Here is a 19,776-nt window from a genome sequence, read left to right on the forward strand (position 1 = left end):
TAAAACGGCGCTGCCCGGCCGTGTGTTAGTGCTCATAACTGAACTTAAGAGCCTGGGTCTAAATTGTCAATGCCTGTTCCGGTAATGGGTTGGTCCCGGGCCGGCCCCCGTAATTCTGGGATTGGATCTCATGGGGTAAATCAACACTGTTATGGCAGTCATGCCGCTATCTATTTAAATTTTTTAGGGGTATTCCGGTTAATGAAAATCAAATAATTATAAGCTATGGTGCATAATATGCGTTGACTTATTTGGTTTAGTTCGTTATCGCAATGTCAAATATAAGGTAAAATATGAAAATAGTTTACCCTCCATTGCAGAAGTCATGAAAATTTTTATTGTCCCAGTCGCTATTAAAAACTATGGACTTTAGTCCAAAACTTTTAGTCCAAGACTTTTAGTGCATTATTTTTATAGGCATTAAGGAGTCACGTTACAAATCATGGTCCTTAGTTCCCGTTGCCGTATAAAAAGGATCCGCGCAGCGGCACCTTAGATCAGCGACTTTTAGTCGCAACGGGCTTTAGCCCGCCATTCTATGGACTTTCAGTCCATAGTGGTTGAATTTGATGCCGATACGTTTCACTCGATGATCCAGTTTTTCGTCAAATCGTATAAAAATAGATCATTGAGTTTCATTGATTTTAAAAAAATGTGCCTCGTTGGGGTTCTGACTGGATTGATTTGAGTCGGGTGGTTGAAAAAGGAGTTTGAGATGTTTGTTTTGAGGTCGACTATGTTAGAAAAGTGTTTTCGAAGAAATTCAAGACGGGTAAAAGTCCGTAGCCTGTTTGTTGAAAAAGAGATGTTTTTTATCAACAAAAGACACCCCAATCAAACAAGGGCATTTATTAATAAACATATCAAAGAGTTACCCCATGAAGGATGGTTTCTCGAAAGTGATAATGGAAGACCCTGGGCACTGTCATACACAAAACGATTTATTGATTTGTTTCTCGCTTTATTTTTGCTTTTTGTAAGCGCGCCACTGTTGTGTCTCCTTGCAGTATTGATAAAAATTAACAGTCCCGGTCCCGTGTTTTTTCGTCAGGAAAGGACAGGATATCTGGGACGACGGTTTCAGATGATCAAGCTCAGAACAATGGTTAACGGCGCTGATAAATTGAAAAATGGGGTGATGCACCTCAATCAACATGGTTCGGATTCGCCGGATTTTAAAGCAACCAACGATCCTAGGGTGACCGGCTTAGGCAGCATTTTGCGCAAATTCAGCCTTGATGAAATTCCTAATCTTATTAATGTTGTTAAAGGCGAGATGAGGCTGGTTGGGCCAAGACCAACCTCATTTAATACGGATGTATATTCTCCATCAGACCTTCGCAGACTTGTTGTGCCTCCCGGTATCACCGGATACTGGCAGGTTATGGGACGAGGTGATGTTGATTTTTGTGATCGTGTTTTACTAGATGACTATTACATCCAAAATCAAAGCCCTCTTCTTGATATAAAAATACTTTTCAAAACTTTTTTTGTGGTCTTCAATCATAAAGGCGCCTACTAAGCATTAAGTGTTTTTGCTATATAACTATTTAAGACTAATAAAATAAGTTTAGCCCAATTGTGTTTTATGTCGGCGAGATTTTAGACTTGACATTAATTATATCAATGAAATACATAAGTCTGATAAATGAGATATTCAGCAATCATTAATTATCTTCGAAGGTTTTGATAAAAATATGCAAATTAGACTCGTTTTATTTATCGTTGTGTTTGCTTCTTTAGCTGGATTATTCGGTTGTAGCGGCAAGGCACAAATCCCATTAGAAAATATTCAGATCTTGCCTTTGAATGCTGAAGACGGTGTGCAGCCCGAAGAGAATAAAATAAGAAAGTTGAATGTTGGCGATGTCATCAGTATTTCCTATAATTTTGCCTGCCAGTTTCAGCAGGAAGCATTCCGGCTTCAGATCTCCGATACCATTTCTGTAAAATATACTTCTTTACCAAATTTAAATACGACTCAAACGGTCACACCGGACGGTAAAATCTTTCTTCCGTATATCGGCAGCTTCTCTATTGCGGGCAAAACTTTAGAGGAAGCTACCCAATCAATAAAGAAGGGATATGCGGGTATTTTATGGGAACCTGAATTATTCCTTGAGTTGGTGGAATATGGGAAAAACGTTCAAGAACTTAAAAATGCGACCAGTTCATCAAGTGCAGGACAGACGCAATCGATAAGGATTCGGAAAGATGGAAAAGTTGCTTTGTCAGGCATTGGCGAAATTCAAGCAGAGGGTAAAACTCTTAATAAATTCACTGCAGATGTTAATGGCGCCTATAAACAGCATTTTACCAATGTTCAGGTCAGTATTAATCTGAAGTCGCCGGCTTCCAGTTATTACTATGTCTTAGGGGAGGTCCGAAATCCGGGCATTTATACAACAAATGAGACCATTACAGCGCTTCAACTTTTAGCAATGGCAGGCGGTACCACTAACGATTCCGTCCCTTCCAAGGCCGTTCATCTGCGCATTAAGGATAATGTCATGACCGCTTATCATGCAAACCTGAACTTTTTAAAGAACGACAACGGAAGCGGGATTAACATAGCTGAACCCGGCGATATTCTTTATGTTCCTAAATCCAATCTTTCAAGTATTGCCCATATCATGGGGCTGGTTTCCCAGACGCTTATGTTCAAGGGTATTAGCTATAATATTAGAGGTTGGGACCTGGAGGATGACTGATATTTAGGATACGCAATTCATTGCTGATGTTAACCCCAGGCAATCAACGCCGTTTCAGTTCAACAATTAAGAGATTTCAATAACATGCCAAATAAAAATTCAGCAAGTGTTTCAGAATGGTTCCAGGACATATTGATCATCATTTTTTTAAGGTGGAAACTGCTGGTGTTGACAACCATTGCCACAGCGATAATTACCCTGTTGTTCACCTTCATCCTTCCCCCGCTTTTTGTGGGCCATTTTTCAATCATCATGCGGGGCAGCGAACAGGATGCACAGATGATTCAGCCCGGGCAGGGCTATATGGTTAAAAGTCAGGTTACTGATATGGCTGCAGATGAAGAACGGCTTCTAAACAGTCTTAAATTGTCCAGCCAAGCGCTTTATAAAATCAAAGAAAAGTATCCTGATGCATATTTCAGCTGGATTCGTTTATCATTGCCTGATGATTCGATCATCAAAGAATTTTTTGGCCAATTGATGGAAACAATAAAAAATCTTTTAGGAGCGGAAAAGACACCGGATATCAGTGAGCCCCTGATTGATGAACTTCATGAATCCGTTGTTGTTACACCCGTCATTGGATCCCATGTAATTGAAGTTGAAATGATGCATTCAAATCCAGCTTTTTTAAAGGATGTATTGCAAACTTATCTTGACACCTATATGAACATCCGCGAAGAACTGTGGATGGCTACCAGTGCGCCGGAATTTTTTAAGCGTCAGGCAGATAACTATTTTAATGAACTTGTTCAGCTCAACCGGCAGCTTTCTTCTGTTAAAGAGAAATCACGGGTTGTAAATTCTCAGCAGGAAATGGTCGAACTGCAGCAGGAAGCGAATGCGTTAAGGGGGGAGAGCAGCAACCTTGAAGTCGATATTGCCGGTTTGAAAAATTATTTAAACCAGTTACAGCATATGAATATTGTTGACTTATTGCCGGCAGCATCTTTTCAGGAAGGCCCGAACGAATCCCTAAGTAACCTGCGCGAAAGTTTGGGACGGGCAATTACCGAACGTGCTGCTGCTTTAAAATATTTTGATGCACATAGCTTAAATCTTAAAAGGATTGACAAGGAAATTGTAGCGTTATCCGGTAATATCAGGAAAACGCTTACTTTGTCTGCCAAGCAGCAGATTGATTCAAAAAAACACCGTTTAAATCTGCTGGAACAAAAGCGTAATGTCATTATAGATCAACTGCTTAAGATTGATAAAGCCGAAACAGAAATTTCCATACTGCAGGAAAAAGCCTCGGTTTTAAAGGCAAATGCCAATTTATATGAAACCAAAAATCATGAAACCCGGATCAGTCTTGAACTCAGAAATGAGACCTTTTCAAATGTTGCCGTTTTAACCCCGCCTTATGTGGCGGCTAAACCGCTTTTCCCTAAAAGAGTTGTTCTTTTGATTTTGTCTCTTTTTATCGGCCTTTTCCTGGGGATCTGTGCGGCTGTTTTATTAGAAATGATGGATGATTCTTTTAAACTGCCCAAAAATATAGAAAAAGTGACTGGGCTCCCTGTTCTTGCCAGTTTCTTGGCAAACGCTAAAAAGCCGGATTTGCAAATTCCCCGCAGCGCTACAAATGGTGTTCAAACAAAATCTTCGGATCGACTCATAAAAGACATGCCTGGGCTTAATAATTAAGTCATTATCTAAATAGACATGTCTATGGCTTGAAAACAGCGGTATTTGTGAAAAACAGGAATCCATCAAAATGAAGTTGAACAGGCGCAGATTTGAACGGACATTTCGATGGGTGTTATTTGCTTTAGGCTGTACTCTCATCTTTTTTTTACCGGTACCACAATGGATCAAGATTGCAATGATACCCCTGTTTGGGCTTGTCGCACTCCAGGCCTGGGATTTGAATCGTGTTCCGGTCATTGTTTTTCACAGTATCTCCAATGATGGCGACTGGATACGGGAACCCAGTATTGTTGTATCGGTTAAAACGTTTTCGGCACAGATAAAATGGTTATCAAAGTTTGGGTATAAAGGCATTTTTTTTGATGACCTATACAACATCCGTAAAAACAGGAACCGCAGGGCAGGAAAAAAAATAGTCATCGCCTTTGACGACGGATATCTGGACAATTGGGTGGGGGCGTTTCATGTACTGGAAAAATATAATATGAAAGCCACCGTCTTTGTTTCTACCGACTGGATAGATAAATGTGAAATACTTCGTTTAAGAATACCTCATGCTAAACCTTCCGAGCTGGGCTGGAAAGGCTATCTGGGACCGGGAGAGATTAAGGCGCTTCAGGAAAGCAGCCTGGTGGATATTCAAAGCCATGGAACCAGCCATGATCATATATTTGTTTCGGATCAGGTTATCGGGTTTGTGACGCCTCAAAATACACCCCACACGCTTTTCTGCTATCTCAATCCGGAACTAAAGCCCGAATGGTTCAGGCATGAAATTAATCTGCCGCTCGGCTATCCTTTATTCCCCCTTGGCGAGGCATTGTCCGATAGAATTTTTTATCCTGATCCGAAATTAATAACCCGTCTGGTTGATGAGGCAGGCCGTCCGGGGTTTTTTAACCAGTCTGACTGGGATGAAAGACTGGACAACATCGTCAGGCAGTTTAATAAAACGAATCAAAAGGTCGGTATAACAGAGTCCCAAGACCATGCAAAAAAAAGATGGAGAGATGAATTGGTTCAAAGCCGGAAAATTCTGGAAAACTTAACGGGGAAACCGGTTCGGCACCTTGTCTGGCCCAGGGACAAGTCCAACTCCTTTGTTGAAAAAATGGCTTTGGAATCCGGGTATTTGAGTACGACCCGGTCTCCCGGGCATCATAATAACAGCGGAACACCCGCCCAAGTTGAAAGGATTTCCATTGTCGGTACAGGATATCCAGCCCTGGACGTTGCCCGTGTATTATTGGAAGTGTGGACATTTAAAGGCTGCTATATTTTTTGGCCGGTATTGTTTTTACTGCAAAGGATAACCAATCCCCTTGTTTTAAGGTATGGAAAAGCCTGAATGTTCTGGATATCAATCATATTAGGCTTTGCAGGGGGCTTAGGCCTTATCCTGACGAATGTCATAATGGGTTCTCCGCCCACCATTATAGTAACACTTCCCTTTCTTGTTCTTTTGGTGTTACCTTTGCGCAAGCTGGTCAAAGGGTATCAAATCATTTTATTGTTTTTGATCTGCCTTATTCCCATGGATGTTTTTGCGGTGATACCCGGGGCAGATAATTCAACAACCCTGTTTAAAATATTGTTTCCTTTTGTTTTTATTCTTTTCATGGGAGATAAGCTTCTTGGCGATGAATTCCACATGCCATTGAATTCCATGGACAAATGGCTTTTTTTTTATGCGTTATTTAATTGTATTCTGGTGATGATCGCTGTTAACCAGTTGCAGGCCCTTGACACCATGAGGCGATATATAAGCATGTGGGCCATGTATTATCTGTTTAGCAGGGCTCTGGCAAAAAATTCATGGCCGGACTGGACCCGGAAGGCCGTGATTTTCAGTGCAGCCGTTTCTGTGCTTTTCGGATTAAAGGCTTCTATTGACGGTTATAACCCTTTTTCAGAACTGGGCGTCGGCGGGGTGCTCGTCGAAGATGTTCGTATCACAGGCGCCTCGGGCATTGATCCCAATGCATATTCCATCCTTTTGATTGTTGCACTGTTATGGGCCATTGTCTGTTCAATGGAAGAAAACGATAAATTCCGGTTGTTTTATATTATTTCGGTGGGGCTTATACTTACCGGAATCGCGTTGACATACTCCAGATCGGCTTATTTGACGCTTATTATTTCTTTAATGTTCCTTTTGTTTAAGGTCCGAAAGCTTTTAACCCCTACTCATATTGTTGTTCTGCTTTTATTGATTTTGTCTGCTCTGCCGTTTGCCCCCGATTCCATTGTCGACAGGTTTGAAACTTTGTTTATTGCGGAGCAGCGTCAGTCTGACTCTTCTGTTCAACGCCGGGCCAATTATTATAATGTCGCCGCAAATATCCTGAAAGACCATCCCCTTTTAGGATGCGGGCCTGGTAATTTCCCCGTTCTTCATCAGATGGCAAAATATCAGGACGCCCCGGTCCTGGTCGGTGTCCCCCGTATGGCTCACAGTATGTATCTGACCGTCATCACGGAGTCCGGGATCATTGGGTTTACTTTTTTTGCCGGTTTTCTGATCAGTACCTATTTGAGGCAAAGGGCCATTTATAAAAGACTTCAAGGCCGTTTTAACTTTGGGCTGGCTTTAATGTGTTCTTTTACAGCTCTGCTGGTTATGGGTTTATTCCTCCATTTGCAGGAGACGAAATACCTGTGGCTGGTATTATCCATGACCCGGGCCCTGGATAATGAAGGCGATCGTGAAGAAAAATTAGACGGACCGGGCCAAGTACAAGGGATAAAGGCGTAACATCTTTTGAAAAAAGCAATCGCTCATATTGTTACACGCTTCCCATCTGTTTCGGAAACCTTTGTTGTGGCTGATATTTCTGCAATGAAGGAACTTTGGCGTGAAAACCATGTATTTGCGTTTTTTAAAAATAGCGGGCCGGTGCCTGAATGGATTACAAAAGTTCATTATTTCCCAGTTTACAGGCTGTATCTTATAACCCAGCTCTATTTTTTCTTCAAGAATCCCAGACAGTACATAAATTTGTTTACATATGTCATGTCAGGGCATGCATCAAAGAAAAAAGAGATGTTCAAGGCGTTGGTTGCCTGGCCTAAAATGGTCCATGCGGCCTATGTGGCGCAAAAACAGGGTATTGAGTTCATGCATGGACACTGGGCAAATATGCCGGCAACAACGGCTTTTGTTATATCCAGGCTGCTTAACAAGTCGTTTACCTGTACGGGGCACGCCCATGACCTTTACAAGTTTAATAGTTTTCTTTATGAAATACTCAAGCATTGCAGATTATTTCTAACATCAACCCAATACAATAAACGGTATCTGGCATCAACCTATCCGGATGTTGATTATTCAAAAATTGAGGTATATTCCCACGGTGTTGATGTGGCGTTGATGAAACCGGGAAATGTGCCCTTTAAAGAAACGTTTACGATTCTTTCCATCGGACGTATGACCTGGCAGAAGGGGTTTGCCACTCTTTTGCGTGCGCTTCGTATTCTGATTGATGCCGGCGTGCCGGTTAGACTCAAATTTTTGGCGCTTCCCGGCTATACCGAGAAAAAAATCCACAAGCTTTCCCATGACTTGGGGCTTAATGATCATATTCAATGGCTGGGGCCGTGTACCCAGGACAAAATTGTGGGATTGTATCAAAATGCCCATGTGTTTGTTTTGCCATGCGAAGTCGGGCCCTATGGAGACCGGGACGGCATCCCCAACGTAATTCTTGAAGCATCGGCCTGCGGCCTGCCCTGTGTATCAACCTGGGTCAGTGGTGTGCCTGAGGCTGTGATCCATGAACAAACCGGCTTACTGGTTGAGCCCTGCAAGCCGGATGATTTGGCCGGTGCAATAAAAAGATTGCACGATGATGAAAGCTTGAGACGCCAATATGGAGAAGCCGCCAGAAAATTTATTGAAGACAATTATAACCGGAAAACCTGCCATGAACGGATAATTTCCTTAATGGAAAAATACAATGCATAAAATACGCATTCTTCATCTGGCTCCCCATATGAATTTCGGTGGTGCCGAAATCATGATCTATAATCTGGTTAAAAATACGGATAGAAAAAGATTTGAACCCATTGTTGCCACCTGGCTTGGCGGTGGGTTGGCAGACCATCTTGAACAAGAAGGTTTTAATGTGCTTCAGGTCCCGGCTAGGCCTAAACCGTTAAGATGGAAGGCCCTTCGGCGGTTAATCCGGCAGGAGAATATTGACATTCTTCATACCCATCTTTTTACCGCCGGGTTCTACGGGCGACTGGCAGCCATCGGCAATGGGCGGTTAGGGGTCATTCGAACCCATCACGGCATGACATTCAAACAAAAAGCAATTAAGCGGATCTTTTTTGAAATATTGTTATATCCGTTGAGCAGTTGTCATACGGCTGTCTCCCACAGCGTGATACGTCATTTGAACGATACATTGAGGTGGAAACCGACCCGGATGCGTTTGATCCAAAACGGTATTGACGTGGAAAGATTTTGCACAGAACGGGATGCCTTTAATGATCCGGCAACCATTGTGGCCGCCGGCCGTTTATCCAAGGAAAAAGGCTTTGATGTACTGATAAAGGCATTGCACTCGCTGTCAAAGAAAAAAAGACATTTCAGATGCCTGCTTGCCGGGGACGGGCCTGAAAAAGGGGCGCTTTTATCACTTAGAGAAAGGCTTGGTCTTGTCAATAAAATTGATTTTCTGGGCTATGTCCGGGATATCGCGCCATTAATGAAAACAGGGGATCTTTTTATTATTCCATCCCACCATGAGGGTCTGCCGCTCAGCCTGCTGGAAGCCATGGCTTCGGGGCTGCCTGTTATTGCAAGTGCTGTGGGCGGGATACCGGAGCTTTTGACCCCGGACAAAGGATGGCTGGTGCCGCCGGCAAATCCTGACGTTTTGGCCGACACCATTGAAACGGTGCTTGATAATCCGGACAGGGCGTTGAAAAAAGCACAGCAAGGCCGTATCGAAGTGTTAAGTGCCTACGATATTAAAAAGACCGCCGGAAAGTATGAGGATTTATATTTACAATTGTTTCAAAACATTGGACGTGGCTAATCAGGAACCAGGGGTATTCGGGTTTTGAAGGAATATTCAATTGACAGGCCGATTTTTGTCATTGGTATGGACAGAAGCGGGACTTCGGTTATATCGGAAATCATGTCCCTTCATGACGATCTGGGCTGGCTTTCAAATTATAACCACCGGTTCCGGCAACTGCCCCAATTGTCTTTTTTAAACCGTATCACACACATACCCCATTTCGGCTGGTATCTTAGAGGCAAGAAACGCCAGGATAAAATGCTTTCATCCCGGTTGAGAAAATATTTGCCCTACTGCGATGAAGGCGATTATACTTTATGGACACAATTATGCGGCCATGACTTTACATGGGATTTTTTGGGTGGGGGCACGCCGTCTGCGCATACCTGTCAAAAGGTCCGGGATTATATCCATACCATACTCAAATACCAGCACAGAACAAGGCTGATCGTTAAACTCACAGGTCCGCCCCGGATCAATTTTTTATCCACAATCTTTCCGGATGCCGTATTTGTTCATGTGATGCGTGATCCAAGAGCTGTTGTGGCCTCTCTTATGAGGGTGCCATACTGGAAACAAAAAGGGGGATGGGAACGGCCGTTCTGGAGCGGTTTGTCCCAAAAAGATATCCGGGCGTGGGAGGCGGCTGATAAATCAGCCTGTGTCCTGGCAGCTATTCAATGGGCAAAGGTGGTTGAACAGACATGGCAGGAGTGTGAATCGCTTTTACCGGAACAATTCATAGAGATAAAATATGAAGACTTTGTGGCCTCTGCCTTTGATACCATAACGGCGTTGCTCAGCAAGTGCGGTCTGGGTTACAGCCGGACGGTTAAACGTTATATTGACTGTATCGGCAATGTCCGCAATATGAATACCAAATACCGGCAGATGCTTATTCCATCTGAACTGGATGCTGTTCAACAGGCTGTAAAAAAGACTGCTGAAAAGGCGGGCTACCTTGAATAGGTTAATAATATCCTGATAGGAGGGATAAAATGATACATTTTATGTTTAAAGAAAACGGACTGATATTGAAACGGTCACATTTATCTTTTTGTTGGGCTGTTATTTTACTGTTCCTTCTTCAGGTTCTGCCGCATCCGTCATGGTCAGCCTCCCAGGAGATGTCTGAATTGAGGCAGGGCCGGCTTCATATCTTTGCTGAAGGGCGCAATGAAACGTTGACCGTCCGGTACCAGCCGGAATATGGCCTGGACGAACCCCTTCTGTTCTTAGGCCCTGATGGGCGGCTGATTAAAAAAGTTTTTTTAGGTCATAAGGCTTCGGGGGCCATCACTTTGAATGTCGATAAAGGGCCGGGCCACTACGTTCTGATTTTAAAATCCAGTTATCTTTGGCATGTTTCCCTGAGCGAGGGAAAAATGGTTTTTGAGCCCCCTGTTGAAATTACCGGCGTTAAAAGGCAGTTCAGTGATATGCCTTTTTTCTTTCAAGTACCGGCCAAAACATCCGGTTTCGATTTTTATGTGATCAATCATCGGTCATATAAAGGCAAATCTGCCCGTGTAAAGTTGTCAGATCCCCATGGCCGTATTGTTTCAGATAAAGAACTGCCCAAAGTTGACACCCAATCGCTTCTTAAAAAGCTCAAATCCCGTGGTGTTGATCTTTCCGAAATAAAGAGTTCTGCAGGATCCGGAAATTTTAATCCCCCATTTAATCCCATTTTTCCTGAACGAATCCATGTCAATATTCCGGAACCTGGTACCTGGAAAGTTGAAATCGGAACCAAGGGTACACTTGTTACGGATAACGTCGGGTTCTGGATCGAAGGAATCCCCTCATATTTCAGCAATACTGCCGAAGGTGTTCAGAATACATCAGGCAGGTTGTGGCTGTCAGGCCAGGAAGCAGATTTTGTACCGGTAAGCATCAAGGTATCTAATCATACACTGAATGCGCCAACGCTTGGCGTTGTCGGGTTCTTTGGGCCGAAGAACGGGTGGCAGGAAACAAAGATGGCGGAATATGGTATCCAGGCAGAAAAAGTATTTGTCTCCCATACATCCGAAGAACGGGTGAATGACAATGCCGATCCCAATGTCCCCAATCTTTCTTTGTTCAGATTTAATGATCAAAAACACCTTTTTTCCCGGCCGGGAAAATTTTCACTGGTGGTTCTGGACCGGTTCGCAGGTTGGCTGAAAACGCTTTCGCCAACGAATCAGGCGTTGGAATGGGGGGAATGGGCACAGGTCGCGGCTTGCAACATGATGACCGAAAGAGAAATGAATCCTGACAGTTTTGTGATTCAGTTTTTAAATGAAGCAAATAAAATTTTGAAACTGGAACAATATCTTGGTTTATTAAAAACAGCAGGCAGCAGAATAAAAAAAGATCCAAAGACCCGAACGTGCCGGATCGGCGCCCCTGCAATTGCCACCGGGTTAAGTCTGCATAAACAGCCCAATCAGGATTTTTTAGATACCCGATGGATAGAGCAGACCTTGAAACAAGCAGATCCCATCGTGGATGACATCGTCTTTAACGTTTACGGGGCAAGTGAACTGGAAGATACTTTCCTGTATACAACACTCATCGAAAAGATAGACGCCCTTGTCAAAAAATATGACTCCGATAACGTTATTGAACCCATCATTATCGGTGCCACCAACCGGCAGGGAGGGCTTGTCACAAGCAGGCTGTTCTGTGAGTGGGAAGGTGCTGTCTGGTGGGCATCCGTTCTGACTCAAGTGATTAATACCGGCAAAATAAAGGCGATTAATTATTTTAAGATCATTGATAAAGGCATTCGAAAAAAAGGTCTTTTTACAGCGGACCGGAAGCCAAAAGCCCAGGCTGTCATACAACAACTTTTTTCCCAGGCCCTGTCTAAGGGTCAGATTTTTAAAACCGAAACGGATCATTCTGGGGTTGAGGCCGTTTCCGTGAAAACTGAAAAAGGAATGATAATGATATTGGTTAACAAAAGCAGCAAAGATATCAACGCATCCATATCCGCGCCCTATGGTTCGATAAAAAAAATGATCCGGTTTAAAGGCCAAAAGCCTTCTAAGCAGGATACGCCGACTGAAGGAATTGCAGTGAAGTTACCGCCTGCATCCGTGACATGGGTTGAACTTGGATAAACTGCAAATGAAAAGAAGCTGTATAAGATGTCTTTTCTAAAAGGTGCATTTTTTCTGGTTGGATTAAAGTCGCTTAATTCCGGGACGGGGTTTCTGATCAGCTTTTTTGTGGTGATCGTTTTAGGCGCCAATGAAACAACGGACGCCCTGTTTGTGGCCATGTTTTTTCCCATAGAAATGATTCGAATGGTTGCCAGACGCCTTCCCCTGGTTCTTGTGCCGGTTTTTACGGAAAGCTACCAGAATTCGGACCTGGATCCTGAGCCTCATTTTTTAGGCTGGTGGATGCCTCTGTTGTTGATTGTCACCATGGTTTTGGTCTTTATGGCACCGATTCTTACTAAACTTATGGCACCGGGGTTGAGTAGTGCGGGGTATGCTACGGCTGTGAATCTATTAAGAATTCTGGCCCCTTCTTTTCTTCTTTTTGGCATATTTGGTCACGGCATGTCCATTTTTTATTATCACAAAATGATTCTGTTCCCCGAGATTCCTTTATTTGCCTGGCGGTTGACTGCGCTTTTATCTTTATTTTTGGCCGGTTATGCCTTTGGTGTTTACGGGTATGCCGTGGGTCTGATACTGGCCGGGTGCATCCAGTTTTTTGTGCTGTATCTTAAAGGGCGCGCCAACGGGTGGTCATTATTATCAATGAAAAAACCCAATTTCAAATGGCCGTATTTGAAACTCATTTTGGCCGGTTTCGCGCTTGTTGTGGTTGCTTTGGTTTTAAACAGGACGAGCGCGTTGATAGATCGTTGGTTTGCCTCGTTGCTGGGTGCTGGGAGTATCTCTATACTCTTTCTTTCGGAGCGGCTTGCACGGTCGGTTCCCATATTGCTGTCAACAAGCCTCTTCACGCTTTATCTTCCCAAATTGTCTTCAATCGCCAAACAGACTGATAAGATGGATTCTCTCCGTCTGGAGATGTTCAGTTTTTTTATGATCATCGGTCTTCCAATCTCCATCTTGTTTTTCTGGGCTGCCGGCGATCTGGTGCATATCCTGGCAACATACGGCCGTTTTACTGACGCCCAGGTCATGTCGGCGGTTGCAGTCATTCAGTATTTTTGTATGGGGATCCCTGCTGTCATCTGCAGTGCCGGACTGCGCAATGTTTTTATCGTGGAAAGAAATATAAAAGAGATTTTTTTGTTTGGCATGTTAACCGTCGCTTTGACATTGGTCCTTGATTTCGCTTTATTGGGGATGGGCCTCAAAGGATTGGCCCTTGCCTCTACCATAACGGCATGGATGATATTTTTCTTACTATGGATACGGTTAAAAATGAGTTTTCCACCTGGTAAGTATGTTATCAATATTCTGGTTTCGTCATTTTTAATGCTCTTATTTTTATTTGGACTGCCATGGAAAAACTGGGAGATTATGCCCCTTATAAGGTTGGGTCTGGGTTGTGTGGGCGGTTTATTTTTATATTGCATCACTATCATTCCGATTTCCAGTCAAATTAGAACACATATTTCAAATTGATCAATAAGGAGAATATTTGTGGATAATGAAGCCTTAAAGTTTATCCTTAACCGGAAAATATTTGAGAAATCAGGACAGGCATTTCTTTTTCTTTCTGCTGTTCCTGGAGAAGGAAAGACATTTACCTGTCTTACAACCGCCCAGATGTGCCTGGAGAATTTCAGCACTAAAAAAAGGATTGCGGTTGTTGATTTTAATATCCAGCATCCTGAAATAACAAATAAAATGGATAACCCAGAACTAGGCTGGGCTCTAAACGGTTCCGATCAGAGCGACAAATTCGATGTTGCAGACTGGTGTTTTAAGTACCCAAGCCACGAGCATCCAAATCTGTTTTTTATTCCTGTTGGACGCGTACCTTCCGATGAGGTTGATTCCAGCACCATGTCAGAAGTCTTTCCAAAGGCCATGGAAGAACTCAAAGAACAGTTTGATCTCATCCTTGTGGATGGGCCGTCTATTCTGGCTTCTCTGGCAACGTTAACCAACACAAATTTATTCGATGGCGTTTTCATTGTTGTGGAAGCTGAAAAAACCCGGCAGCAGGTTGTTTCTACTGCAATAAACCACTTAAAGGAGGCGGATCCTACTATCTTAGGAACCATAATGAACAAACGCCGCCATCATATTCCCGATTGTATTTACAAAAAAATTTTTTAGGGCATTAAATGTATATTGCAGCAGCGATAGTTTTTTTTGCAGCGACAGGCCTGATATTTATTCAAACAGCCTATCCGATCATATTGGCATTGATCGGCCTGTTTGTTAAAAAAAAGAGAAATCCTGTGACGCCTCTTGCAAGCCGGATGCTTGGGATGACTTTAATTATTCCGGTTTATAAAAATGATGTGCACATGCTGCCGGAAAAACTTGTGAACTGTTCAATGCTGAACTACCCGCCTGAAAAGCTTGAAATTCTTGTATCTGGAGATGGCGATCTTCCTGAACTGCCGGGAATAATTAATGATGCATCTTGCGATTTTTCTTTAAGGTATCATCAAACCGGAACATGGGTGGGAAAGAATCTTGCTCTTAACCAGGCAGTGAAAAAATCAACCGGCACTATTATTGTGATTTCCGATGTGGATTCTACTTTAGACCCCGATGTCATATCAATGATCAATCAGTCAATGATGAACACCCAGGTCGGGGGATGTTCGGGGACTGTGGAAATTAACAGATCAGATGATTCAAAAGGCGGTATTGGGTCTGTCCAAAAAAAATATTGGCTGTTTGAAAAAAATATAAAAAAGGTTGAAATGGATGTTCTGGGAAGTGTGACCTCATGCTCCGGTCAACTGTATGCCGTTAGAAAGAATCTTCGTCCTGTTATTCCCGAGGATGTCTGTGATGATATCTTTACCTTGCTGTCCGTTGTAAAACAGGGCTATTGCTTTGGGGGATTACCTAAAACGTCTGCCTTTATACCCAAACCCTCCAAGACAATTTCAGGTGAAGTGAATCGCCGGTCGCGGATCGTAACCAGGGAGCTGAACGCCATCTGGAAAAATCGGCAGTTGTTTATGCAGAAAACCACCTTCTGGTACGGTGTCGGGTTGTTTTGCCATAAAGTTGTCCGCAGGTTGATCCCGTTTCTTTTGATCACTCTTTTCATAACAAATTTTATTTTGGCATTCACCGGCTTTTACTGGGCAGGGCTTTTTGCCTGCCAGGTCCTTTTTTACGGGGTGTCGATTTTGTCTTATCATAATGTATTGAACATCAAGGGAATGTCCTTTTTATCATATTTCATTGCATTTAATATTGGAACCGGTATGGGATTTTTTCATTTCTTAACAGGAAAGGGGAAATCTAAATGGTAATATCGAATGACGTCTGCAAGGTTGGGCATGAATTCAGTTACAAAGAGTTTAATTCACCATATGAGCGATCACATTTCAAAAGGCTGAGAAATGACAGATATGTCCTTAAATTTAAGACCTTTTCATGAAAACGACGGATCGGAATTGTCCGATCTTTACCAACGTGTATGGGGAACGCGATTAGATGATGCCTACTGGCACTGGAAATATATTGCGCCTCCTTTTAAAACAATAGCAAATGTTGTGACGGAACCGGATGGTAAGATTGTCGCTTTTACCGGGGTTTGGGTGCGACGCGTACGGGTGAAAGGGGAGGTACATTCTTCTTATCAAGTGGTTGATGTTATGGCTGATCCGAAATACCGGGGCGGTGTTGCCTTTGGGTGGATAATGGATATTATGAGAGATTTGGTGATTACGCAAAAAAAAATGGTGTACGGTTTCACCAATGAAGTTTCTCATGTTGTATTTAGAAAAATTTTTAAAAAATATCTATTGATTGATGTAAACAGGCCATTGATTGCCCTTGTCCTCAACCCGGGAAAATTGATAAAGGTTCCTGAAGGGCTCCGGGCCGCCGCAGGTCTTGTCACTGAGAATATAGTAAACGCGCGTATGGCGTTTGTATCGTCAAAAGGCATATTGGTTGAACGGACAGATACGGTCCCCGATGATATCGAACAATTGTGGGATGCCGTCAAAGATGACTATCCGTTTCGGCTGATTGCCAGCCCGGATTATTTACGATGGCGTTTTCAAGGTTCCCAGGATCAGTACCAAATATGGGTGGCTAAAAAAAATAACCGTTTGGCAGGCTATCTGGTGACGAGTCTGAAGAAAAAAAATGACAAGATAAAAGGCTATCTGGTTGACTGGGTGTTCCCGCTTGAAACGCCACATATTTTTAGGGTATTGCTAAAACAGGCGTTGCATTGGTTTTTGCAAAAAGACACCAATGTTGTAGAAGCATTGCTGATAAATGATAAGGATCCGGTATTAAAAGAGTTGAAATCCTTTTTCTTTATTAAAGGGCGACGCTGCAAAAATTTTCTTCTGGGTTGTGCTGATCCTGCCGGGTATCAAATAGAAAATATATCTACCCAGGATCTTTTCATCGGCCGGGGCGATTCGGATTTTTCAACCTCATACTTTAGTTAAAATAAATTTAAAGGAATAGAATGAGAGTCAGTATAGATGATTTTGGAATCGTCAATCTTCCTGATTTTTTTATCGTAGGCGCGCCTAAAAGCGGAACAACATCATTGCACTATTATCTGCAGGGGCATCCGCAAATTTTTATGCCGGATAAAAAAGAATCCTGGTTTTTCAGCTTTATGAATAACAGGCCGTCGTTTAACAGCCCGGACAAGTTTCCTGGAATAATTGACAACATTGATGAATACGCACAATTATACCGGTCGGCATTCCACAATCAACAATGCGGAGATGCATCCCCATCATATCTTTATACCCATGAAGCCAGCATCGGCAATTTTAAGCGTGTTTATCAGGACCCAGGACAATATAACCGGCTTAAATTTATCATCAGCCTTCGTAACCCCATTGATCGGGCATGGTCGCAGTATTGGACATTTAACAGAACCAGCTCAGATATTGCCCCATTTCAGGATGCGGTTCATCCCGACACGATTAAAAAACGACTTGGCGACAACTGGCAGCCATTTTATGATTATATCGGATTTGGGATGTACCATGATCAAATTAAAGCCTACCAAAATGAATTTGGGAAGGACAGGGTTAAAATCTTCCTTTTTGATGACCTTAAAAAAGATGCAGGTCAAATTTGCAAAGAAATATTTTTGTTTTTAGGTGTTGACCCGGATTATACGCCGAATACAAATCAGATTTATAATCCTTCAGGAAAACCGAAAAGTGAGTTGTTAAAAAAATTTATTATATCTCCGAATATTTTAAAAAGTGTGTTGAAAAAAATGATTCCCAAGCGAAAGCGACAGCAGCTTAAGCATATGGCTGCCAGAAAATTGATTACAAAAGTGGAAATGCCGGATGCCGCGCGAGCGACACTCAAAAAACAATTTGAACCGGAAATACACAGACTGGCACTTTTGCTGGAACGGGATCTTGGGCATTGGCTGTCTTAACCCCAACACAAAAAGAATGAAGGCGGCCCCTGGCCGTTATTTGATGACACGCGCGAATTTAATGGTTACATCCTGATCATTCAGAACACGTAAGCGGAAAGCACAATGATTGTCTAAGTTCGTGTTATCCGGAATGGTATTCATTGTAAACGTGACTGTTTTCAATGTATCATCCGATTCTCCGATAATGCTTGACGATTGCAGGTAGCCCGTGCCAGTGGGCACTTCTAAAACCCATTGGGAGGCGTTATTATCAAAATAGGTTATTTTAATTGTAAAAGGTGTATTCAAGGTATTTAAAAAGCCGGATTCCAGACTGAAAATCATTTTATCATTGCCATTGCGCACATCTGTGGCACGGGCTGAGAAATCAAAGTTTTGTCCCGATGGATCATTCCAAAATTCTGCCCGGTTGACGGGCAGGGCCGGTACTGTTTTCGCACCTGTTTCATCTCGCTGATAGAGAAATCGTTCAAAGTTTTTTATGGGGTATACCTTTGCATGGGTTTTTACATATATCGCATCCTGGCGAAGCCAGCAGGCAGCATCCGGGCTGTCCCAAGGATCTTTACCGGCAGTCAGTGTCCACCACTCGAACATCTGCGGTGCATATTCTAAAAAATCGGCTGACGTCCAAGCGTAATTCATTCCAAGCTGGGCCATACGCATAATAGCACTTTCAGTCATATGAGTTTGCTCAGCATCCGGCTGCTCGAAAATAAATTCCACCTCGCCTAAAAATATCCGCTGGCCGTCACGCAGGGGGTGGGACCAGTCAGTTTCCATGTAACCATTTGTATATGTCTGACCCACTTCGGGCGGAAGAATGTCATGGTACGTATCAGGGCCGCCATGCCGCCATCCCAGGCCCATATCAAGGGCATAATCGTTAAGCATGTCTCCATCATAGCCAGAACTTTGAATCCCACCATAACCTATCCAGATCAGCTTGTGTACATTCTCACCGGCAGCATCAACCCAGGCGTCAATTCTATTTTTATATGCCATCAACAGCAAGGGTTCAGTCATGCCGGCATTTAACGCATTTTGCAGGTAGTCACGATGCAGCCAGAATTCCTCACCCAATGAGGAGGATAGCCCTGTGATATAAATCCCTGCGATTCGTTCATCAGCCAGATAGCCTTGTTTTCCCAAAAATTTGATAAAGGTTAGAAGCTCTTTTTGTAATCCTGTGTCCCAGGGCGCGGCAACCCGGATATATCTGTCAGAAGTATCTCTGGTAACAAATTGTGCCGGTGAGTGCAAATCCAGAACCCATTGGGGTACATATGGACAATCGGCATCCATTGCACCACTTTGATCTCTACGTCCCACAACATGGCATTTTAACCGAATAATAATTTTATAATTTTCGTTTTCTGCCATTTCCAAAGCCGCGTTCAAGTCAGAAAAATCATATTGGTTTTTAGCAGGATTTAAATTTGCCCAGGAAAGTGTGATTCCTTTGAAGGAGATAAAAGAGCGATCCGGATTACGATCCATATAGAGCCCACCGGATCTGCTTGATGCCTGAACCCAATCGGGTAGGGACCAATCGGATCCCGTGCTGATGTCGGTTACCGCTATCTTGGTGTTGGCCCCGGCACAGACCCCGCTACAAATTGATACAAAAAAAAGGAGAAATATAAGGAAATTGACCTTCTTATTCGCTATTTTGTTTAAGATGCTGTTATTCATTGAGAATCTCCTTTTGTTTGGAAACAGGGAATTGGATTGGTTCGCTATTGTAATGCAGCATCAATCATGCCATTTGTTTTATCTATCATAATTACAGATTGTTATGAGAGGATGTGTCTGTTGCCGTGATATTT

The 19,776-nt window shown here is 43.0% G+C and carries 15 protein-coding genes; 14 read left to right on the top strand and 1 reads right to left on the bottom strand.

The genetic code is table 11. From position 1 onward, the window contains the following. Nucleotides 1-697: 697 nt before the first annotated feature. The 14 genes from EYB58_RS10165 (at nucleotide 698) to EYB58_RS10230 (ending at nucleotide 17,944) form a co-directional block, all read left to right on the top strand. Complete coding sequence (locus EYB58_RS10165; RefSeq protein ID WP_207309146.1) at nucleotides 698-1,522, top strand: sugar transferase; 825 nt, start codon at nucleotides 698-700, stop codon at nucleotides 1,520-1,522. A gap of 175 nt (nucleotides 1,523-1,697) precedes the next feature. Continuing rightward, nucleotides 1,698-2,711, top strand: a complete 1,014-nt coding sequence (locus EYB58_RS10170; protein ID WP_111959713.1) for a polysaccharide biosynthesis/export family protein — start codon at nucleotides 1,698-1,700, stop codon at nucleotides 2,709-2,711. Between the two features lie 84 nt (nucleotides 2,712-2,795). After that, entirely contained in the window at nucleotides 2,796-4,361 is a 1,566-nt protein-coding gene (locus tag EYB58_RS10175) for a GumC family protein (RefSeq protein WP_111959715.1), read from the top strand. Nucleotides 4,362-4,539: 178 nt separating this feature from the next. Beyond that, entirely contained in the window at nucleotides 4,540-5,712 is a 1,173-nt protein-coding gene (locus tag EYB58_RS10180) for a polysaccharide deacetylase family protein (RefSeq protein ID WP_163354573.1), read from the top strand. After that, a complete protein-coding gene (locus EYB58_RS10185; RefSeq protein WP_111959719.1) occupies nucleotides 5,713-7,119 on the top strand; it encodes an O-antigen ligase family protein in 1,407 nt (468 codons plus the stop codon). Nucleotides 7,120-7,125: 6 nt separating this feature from the next. Beyond that, nucleotides 7,126-8,328: a glycosyltransferase family 4 protein gene (locus EYB58_RS10190; RefSeq protein ID WP_111959721.1), complete on the top strand. Its 1,203-nt coding sequence runs from the start codon at nucleotides 7,126-7,128 to the stop codon at nucleotides 8,326-8,328. Continuing rightward, a complete protein-coding gene (locus EYB58_RS10195) occupies nucleotides 8,321-9,409 on the top strand; it encodes a glycosyltransferase (RefSeq protein WP_111959723.1) in 1,089 nt (362 codons plus the stop codon). Before EYB58_RS10190 ends, EYB58_RS10195 begins: the two co-directional genes overlap by 8 nt. Before the next feature lie 24 nt (nucleotides 9,410-9,433). Beyond that, nucleotides 9,434-10,363 carry a sulfotransferase family protein gene (locus EYB58_RS10200; protein ID WP_111959725.1) on the top strand — a complete coding sequence of 310 codons (930 nt, stop codon included), beginning with the start codon at nucleotides 9,434-9,436 and terminating at the stop codon, nucleotides 10,361-10,363. Nucleotides 10,364-10,392: 29 nt separating this feature from the next. After that, nucleotides 10,393-12,507, top strand: coding sequence for a hypothetical protein (locus EYB58_RS10205; protein WP_111959727.1), 2,115 nt, complete (start codon nucleotides 10,393-10,395; stop codon nucleotides 12,505-12,507). A 27-nt stretch (nucleotides 12,508-12,534) separates the two neighbouring features. Then, nucleotides 12,535-13,998: a lipid II flippase MurJ gene (locus tag EYB58_RS10210; protein WP_111959729.1), complete on the top strand. Its 1,464-nt coding sequence runs from the start codon at nucleotides 12,535-12,537 to the stop codon at nucleotides 13,996-13,998. Between the two features lie 18 nt (nucleotides 13,999-14,016). After that, on the top strand, nucleotides 14,017-14,658 hold the full coding sequence (locus tag EYB58_RS10215) for a CpsD/CapB family tyrosine-protein kinase (RefSeq protein ID WP_111959731.1): 642 nt from the start codon (nucleotides 14,017-14,019) through the stop codon (nucleotides 14,656-14,658). 8 nt (nucleotides 14,659-14,666) lie between these two features. Beyond that, entirely contained in the window at nucleotides 14,667-15,821 is a 1,155-nt protein-coding gene (locus EYB58_RS10220) for a glycosyltransferase (RefSeq protein WP_111959733.1), read from the top strand. Nucleotides 15,822-15,911: 90 nt separating this feature from the next. Then, on the top strand, nucleotides 15,912-16,979 hold the full coding sequence (locus EYB58_RS10225) for a GNAT family protein (protein ID WP_111959735.1): 1,068 nt from the start codon (nucleotides 15,912-15,914) through the stop codon (nucleotides 16,977-16,979). A 20-nt stretch (nucleotides 16,980-16,999) separates the two neighbouring features. Continuing rightward, nucleotides 17,000-17,944, top strand: coding sequence for a sulfotransferase family protein (locus EYB58_RS10230; RefSeq protein WP_111959737.1), 945 nt, complete (start codon nucleotides 17,000-17,002; stop codon nucleotides 17,942-17,944). Nucleotides 17,945-17,980: 36 nt separating this feature from the next. Here EYB58_RS10230 and EYB58_RS10235 read toward each other — a convergent pair whose 3' ends face one another. Then, nucleotides 17,981-19,642 (bottom strand): beta-galactosidase, encoded by a 1,662-nt coding sequence (locus tag EYB58_RS10235; protein ID WP_111959739.1) that lies wholly within the window; start codon nucleotides 19,640-19,642, stop codon nucleotides 17,981-17,983. Nucleotides 19,643-19,776 lie beyond the last annotated feature (134 nt).

Origin of the sequence: Desulfobacter hydrogenophilus (assembly GCF_004319545.1) — a bacterium.
Taxonomy (GTDB): Bacteria; Desulfobacterota; Desulfobacteria; order Desulfobacterales; family Desulfobacteraceae; genus Desulfobacter; species Desulfobacter hydrogenophilus.

Excerpts from the sequence above, each read along its gene's own strand:
- EYB58_RS10225 (WP_111959735.1), top strand. The coding sequence starts at position 15,912 with ATGACAGATATGTCCTTAAATTTAAGACCTTTTCATGAAAACGACGGA.
- EYB58_RS10195 (WP_111959723.1), top strand. The coding sequence starts at position 8,321 with ATGCATAAAATACGCATTCTTCATCTGGCTCCCCATATGAATTTCGGT.
- EYB58_RS10220 (WP_111959733.1), top strand. The coding sequence starts at position 14,667 with ATGTATATTGCAGCAGCGATAGTTTTTTTTGCAGCGACAGGCCTGATA.
- EYB58_RS10170 (WP_111959713.1), top strand. The coding sequence starts at position 1,698 with ATGCAAATTAGACTCGTTTTATTTATCGTTGTGTTTGCTTCTTTAGCT.
- EYB58_RS10185 (WP_111959719.1), top strand. The coding sequence starts at position 5,713 with ATGTTCTGGATATCAATCATATTAGGCTTTGCAGGGGGCTTAGGCCTT.
- EYB58_RS10210 (WP_111959729.1), top strand. The coding sequence starts at position 12,535 with ATGTCTTTTCTAAAAGGTGCATTTTTTCTGGTTGGATTAAAGTCGCTT.
- EYB58_RS10235 (WP_111959739.1), bottom strand. The coding sequence starts at position 19,642 with ATGAATAACAGCATCTTAAACAAAATAGCGAATAAGAAGGTCAATTTC.
- EYB58_RS10230 (WP_111959737.1), top strand. The coding sequence starts at position 17,000 with ATGAGAGTCAGTATAGATGATTTTGGAATCGTCAATCTTCCTGATTTT.
- EYB58_RS10180 (WP_163354573.1), top strand. The coding sequence starts at position 4,540 with ATGATACCCCTGTTTGGGCTTGTCGCACTCCAGGCCTGGGATTTGAAT.
- EYB58_RS10175 (WP_111959715.1), top strand. The coding sequence starts at position 2,796 with ATGCCAAATAAAAATTCAGCAAGTGTTTCAGAATGGTTCCAGGACATA.
- EYB58_RS10205 (WP_111959727.1), top strand. The coding sequence starts at position 10,393 with ATGATACATTTTATGTTTAAAGAAAACGGACTGATATTGAAACGGTCA.